This window comes from Nocardia sp. NPDC003693 (assembly GCF_053981095.1).
In genome coordinates this window covers 210,599-215,919 of sequence record NZ_JBSFNO010000007.1, presented here as the reverse complement: position 1 = coordinate 215,919, position 5,321 = coordinate 210,599, and the positions used below count along the sequence as shown (strand labels likewise).

4 protein-coding genes are annotated in these 5,321 nt (G+C 68.2%); 1 reads left to right on the top strand and 3 read right to left on the bottom strand.

Features of this window, described 5'->3' with window-relative positions; genetic code table 11:
- Positions 1 to 23: 23 nt before the first annotated feature.
- Together ACWDOP_RS11660 and ACWDOP_RS11655 are read right to left on the bottom strand one after the other, a co-directional pair.
- On the bottom strand, positions 24 to 1,349 hold the full coding sequence (locus ACWDOP_RS11660) for a MupA/Atu3671 family FMN-dependent luciferase-like monooxygenase (protein WP_456345002.1): 1,326 nt from the start codon (positions 1,347 to 1,349) through the stop codon (positions 24 to 26).
- Positions 1,346 to 3,037: a fatty acyl-AMP ligase gene (locus ACWDOP_RS11655; RefSeq protein ID WP_456345001.1), complete on the bottom strand. Its 1,692-nt coding sequence runs from the start codon at positions 3,035 to 3,037 to the stop codon at positions 1,346 to 1,348. The genes ACWDOP_RS11660 and ACWDOP_RS11655 overlap by 4 nt, the downstream gene beginning before the upstream one ends.
- A 669-nt stretch (positions 3,038 to 3,706) precedes the next feature.
- Between ACWDOP_RS11655 and ACWDOP_RS11650 the strand changes: the two genes are divergently transcribed.
- On the top strand, positions 3,707 to 4,792 hold the full coding sequence (locus ACWDOP_RS11650; protein ID WP_456345000.1) for an ATP-grasp domain-containing protein: 1,086 nt from the start codon (positions 3,707 to 3,709) through the stop codon (positions 4,790 to 4,792).
- On the opposite strand, the gene ACWDOP_RS11645 is transcribed toward ACWDOP_RS11650, so the two are convergent.
- On the bottom strand, positions 4,719 to 5,207 hold the full coding sequence (locus tag ACWDOP_RS11645) for a MarR family winged helix-turn-helix transcriptional regulator (protein ID WP_456344999.1): 489 nt from the start codon (positions 5,205 to 5,207) through the stop codon (positions 4,719 to 4,721). The two genes, ACWDOP_RS11650 and ACWDOP_RS11645, sit on opposite strands and share 74 nt — an antisense overlap.
- Positions 5,208 to 5,321: the final 114 nt, after the last annotated feature.

The window sequence follows — 5,321 nt, the reverse complement described above, 5'->3', positions numbered from 1 at the left end:
CCCGCCTCCTGAAGATCCGAAACTCAAAGAGAACGTGCCTTGTTCGCAAGGGTGGCCAGCGAGTGCAGGCCGTCGAGCACGGCCGGCACCGGCACCCCGAAGTCGATGAGGCAGGCGATCTCGTCCGCCCCCGCCCGGTGCAGGCTCTCGACCATCGGCAGCGCCGATTCCGGGGTGCCGAACAGTCCGCTGGCGCGGTAGTAGCGCTCGAAGGCGAAGTCCAGCACCTTGTCTCGCGACCGGTCGTCCAGCTGGTCCAGGGCCTCCGCGCCGCGCCGCCACAGGTCGACCGAGTCGGCGAGGTAGGTCTTGAACGGGTCGCGGACCGTGTTTCGCACCTCGGCCTCGTCGGGGCCGACGAAGGTGTGCAGCATGACGGTGACCTTGCCCGCGCCGTGGCCGTGGCTCGCCCGGGCCTTGCGGTAGGCGGTGATCTTGTCCGCCAGTTCGTCCACGCTCTGGAAGAGCAGGGCGGTCAGCACGTTCGAACCGGACTCGCCCGCCATCTCGAAGCGCTCGATACCGCCGCTGCAGGTGAGCCAGGTGGTGAGCTCGGGTTGGATCGGGGCGGGGAAGACGCGCACCGATCGGGGTTCGCCCGCGCCGTTGGGCAACTCGACGGCCTCCCCGCGCCACAGCTGCCGGACGGTGTCGATGCCCGCGCGCGTGACCGCGACGCGTTCGGCGTAGTTGTCCGGCGCGAGCACGAAATCGTCGGGATTCCAGCCCGTGGCGAACGCGAGGTCCACCCGGCCGTCCGAGAGGTTGTCGACCACCGACCAGTCCTCGGCGACCCGGACCGGATGGTGCAGCGGCAGGACCACGCTGCCCGCTCGGATCCGCACCCGCCGGGTGCTCGCCGCCAGCGCGGCCGCCAAGACCGCGGGATTCGGGTACAGGCCGCCGAAGGTGTGGAAGTGGCGTTCGGGCAACCAGATCGCGGCGAAGTCGTGCTCGTCGGCGAATCGCGCACTGTCCAGCAGCAGCCGGTAACGCCGCGAATCGTGGTGTTGCGCATCGCTGGCGAAGAAGAACAGGCTGAAATCGACGCCGGCGCCGGGTCGTTTCGCGGTGCCGCCGGTGGCGCCGGCCGGCTCGGTGCCGGGGGACCGGTGTTCGGTGATCGCGGCGGCCAGGTCCGCGACGCACATGCCGCCGTAGATGTCCTCGGCCGACACCTCGATGCCGAAGCGGTCCTCGAGGATCGTCAGGAGTTCGGCGGCCTTGACCGAGTCGAGCCCGAGGGCGGTGAGCGGCGTTCGAGGGTCGACGGTGTCGAGTCCCAGACGTTGTCTGGCCCAGTCCAGGAAGAACTCCGTGGTGTTCGCGTCGTCCCGTGGCTCGCTCAATTGGCCCTCGATTCGAATTCGTTGGCGTACACATGACGTAGGTGCGATCGGCGAATCTTGCCGCTGGTCGTTTTCAGGACTTTGCCCTTGTCGACGAAGATCACCCGGTACAGCGCGACGGCGTGCTCGCGGCTGATCGTCGATTTCATGGACTCGGCCAGGACGGCGTTCTCGGGGGAAGCCGGTTCATCGACTTCCTGGACGACGACCAGCCTTTCCTCGCCGTCCACCTCTATCGAGAGCGCGGCACAGCCGCCGCGGCGCAATTCCGGATGCGTGGACTCGATACTCCATTCGATATCCTGCGGAAAAAGATTGCGCCCGTTGATGATCATCACTTCTTTGCGGCGCCCGCAGATGAACAGATCGTCGTCCACGGTGAAGCCGAGATCTCCGGTGCGCAGGTATCGGGTGCCCGGCTCGCCGGCGATCTCCGCCTCGAAGATGGTCGCGGTCTCCTCGGGCTTGTTCCAGTAGCCCGCAGTGACGCTCTCGCCGTGCAGCCAGATCTCGCCGACGCCGCCCGGCTCGGATCGGCGCAGCGTATCGGGGTCGACGATCGCCGCTGTGCCGGCTCGGACCGGTCCGTAGCCGACGAGTTCGCGCCCGTCCGATTCCGGTACCGCACGGCCCTGTTCGAGCTCCTGGCTCGCGAAGGATGTCGCGCGCACACCCGCGCCGGCGGGCCCGCCCGCCACGTACAGGGTCGCCTCGGCGAGACCGTATCCGGGGAAGAACGCCTCGCGGCGGAATCCGCTGGCGGCGAATTTGTCCGCGAACGTGGCGAGAATGGTCGGATTCACCGGTTCGGCGCCGATGAACGCGATATCCCAGCGCGACAGATCGAGTTGTTCGACGTCCTCGCGCGAAACCCGTTCCGCGCAAATTCCGTAGGCCAGATTCGGGCCGCCCGCGGTGGTATTCGCGTTCTGCGATATCTCGCGCAGCCAGATGAGAGGGTGGCGCAGGAATGTCAACGGCGACATGAGCGTGACGGGATATCCGGTGAACAATGGTTCGAGGATTCCGAGGATCAGGCCCATGTCGTGCGACGGCGGCAGCCATTGGACGGCCGAACTGCTCTCGTCGTGTTCGAGTACGCGTCGCAGCACATCGAGGTTGTGCATCATGTTGCGGTGCAGCACCACAACGCCCTTCGGGCTGCCGGTGGAGCCCGAGGTGTACTGCAGGTGCGCCACGTCGTCCGCGCAGGGCAGTGCCATGTCGAGCAGGCCGAGGCCGCCCTCGCCGGTCGTCGCGCTGTCGATGATCCGCTCGTCGGGCCAGCTCAGCAGCTCGCGGGCGACCGCGCCGACCGAGCGCGGCGCGATGATCGCGATCGCGCCGCTGTCGCGGGTGATCGCGGCGACGGTGTCGGAATGCCGTTGTGAGGTAGGCACATACAGCGGGACAGCGACACGCCGGGTGAGCAGGCACGCCAGGTACGCGTGCACCATGTCCAGGCTCGGCGGGCACAGCAGCAGGACGCGGTCGCCGGGCGCGCTGACGGCCTGTAACCGGGCGGCCAGGGTGGCGACCCGGTTCAGCAGCAGCGCGTAGTCCTCGACCTCGCGATTGCCGCGATCGTCGAGGAACATGTACCCGATCCGGCCGGGTTGTTCGACCGCGCGACGCATGAGAATGTCCGCCAGGGTCGACGGGCGCCCCGGTAGTTGTTCGTAACTCATCGACCTCGACCTCTCGAATCAGCTTCAGCCACAGTGGACGAACGGTATTCAGGCCTGCGAAAAGACGATCGGCAGCGCGATGGATGCGCTGCGCGCAGGACATCCTCGCAGGTATTGCGTCGATCACCGGGAGGCGCTCGGGGCCCGTCGCGAACGAGACTGCGGGGAGGGGGACTTCGGCGCCCGGGTCGCGATCGCGATTCCCGGTCGATCGACGGTCAGCGGGCCGGTCTCCCGGGCACGGCGCACGAGCGCACACCACCGCGGATCACACGCGCCGCGCATGCTCGGACCGCATCGTTCGAGCTGGTAGGAGGCGGTACGAAGGAACGCAAGGACATGTCGAGCCGTGGCACTGTGCTCCTTTCCTGGTGGGGCGCAACGGCGGTGGTCGAGGTGTCCTCCCGGTTCGTCGCCGCGAGTTGGTTCGACGCCGGGGGTGCGGCGGATGGGTCGGGATCGATGTCCAATTCACGAACTTGCGGTCGGTGCCCGGGCGGCCCGGCGCCCGTGCGGATCGCACCCGGCGCAGGGGGCGCGGGAGCGCCCGCGCCGCTCGAGATGCGCGGACGCCGGTTCGGTGCGATGGTTCTGACCGCTTGGTTGTGTGGAATCAGGGACGGGAGCGTCGTCATAACACTTCGGATTTGGCTGAGCAGTGCCGGCGCGGTGAGTGCACAGATCATGCGGCTGTTGCGGGAGAACCCGGACGGGGTCGACGTCACGATCTACGCGGGCAATGTCGACCCGGCGGCGGTCGCGTTGCTGGCGTGCGATGTGCCGGTGGTCGAACCGCGCTGGGTCGACAACGACGAGTACGCGCGGTTCGCACTCGAATTCTGTCTCAGGAACGGGATCGACGTCCTCATACCGGCCCGGCGGCTGGAGGCGCTGGCGCATCGCGCGGCTGATTTCGCCGCGGTGGGCACCAGCCTGATGTGCGCGCCGCCCGCGGCGGTGCGGGCGCTGGTCGACAAGGCGCGCACCTACGAAATCGCCGGGGCCGCAGGGGTTCCGGTACCGCCGTGGCGGGTCATCTCGGACGCGGACGGATTGGTCCGGGCGGTGGCGGAGCTGTCACACACCGCGGAGAAGCTGTGCATCAAGCCCAGCGGTGAGTACTCCGCGTTCGGCTTCCGCATTCTCGACGATCGCCCGCTGAGCATCGCCGGGTTGCTCGCTCCACCGCAGCCGGTGGCCTCGGTCGATCAGGTGGCGGCCGCGCTGCGGCTGGCGGCGGCGCAGGGTGAGCGGGTGCCGGAGCTGATGGTCATGCCCTACCTCGACAATCCCGAGGTCAGCATCGACTGCCTGTCCGGTCCGGGAGGCGAGCTGCTGGTGGCGATTCCGCGCGCCAAGCACGGCCGCTTCCGTACCCTGCTCGACGATCCCGCCCTGGTGGAGGTGGCCAGCCGCCTGGTCGCCGGTTTCGACCTGCCGTACCTGTCCAACGTCCAGCTCCGCTACCTGCACGGGGATCCCGTTCTGCTCGAGGTCAATCCGCGCGCCTCGGCGGGCCTGTTCCAGACGGCGTACGCCGAGGTCAACCTCCCGTGGTCGGCGATCCGCCTGCTCCTGCACGACGACCCGTCCCAACCCCGCACCCCGCGCCTCGGCATCCGCCTGGCCGTCACCGAGGCCGTCATGGAGGTGACGCCCGTGCCCGACGGCGCCGCGTTCGTCAGGGCCGTGGATACGGTTCCATATCGCGTAGGCGCTGGCGGTGACTGCGCTGTAGTTCGCTCACCCGGGTGAGGAAACCGGCTATCAGTTCGAGCTCGGCCGGATCGTACCGGGCGAGCATCATCCGGTAGCCGTCGTCGACCAGGCTCGAGAGCAGGTCGCGCAGGCGGGCGGTGGCCAGCTCGGTGGCCACCACTACCACCCGGCGCCGATCGGTGGGATGCAGGGAGCGGGCGATGTAGCCCTGCTTCTCCAGCCGATTGAGCAGGATCGTCACACCGGCGGCGGTGAGATCCAATCGCTCGGCCAGCATTCCGGGCGTGGTGGCCTTCACGTCGCCGAGCAGCACGATTTCCAATGCCCGCCTGTCGGTTTCGTTCACACCGAGCAGGCGGATCAATTCGCGGGCCAGATCCTCGAGGGTGCCGTGATAGAACTCCAGCGCCTTGCGCAGCTCGACCGCGACCGGCGCCGGATCAATGGACATCGGACGCACGGGCTCCCATCCTCGAACACTCGAAACATGAAACCTCTCAACAGGAGTCATCCGCAAGCCCGGGCTGGGCCGCTGATCGCAGCCCAGCCCGGGCACTCACCACAT

Excerpts from the sequence above, each read along its gene's own strand:
- ACWDOP_RS11655 (WP_456345001.1), bottom strand. The coding sequence starts at position 3,037 with ATGAGTTACGAACAACTACCGGGGCGCCCGTCGACCCTGGCGGACATT.
- ACWDOP_RS11645 (WP_456344999.1), bottom strand. The coding sequence starts at position 5,207 with ATGTCCATTGATCCGGCGCCGGTCGCGGTCGAGCTGCGCAAGGCGCTG.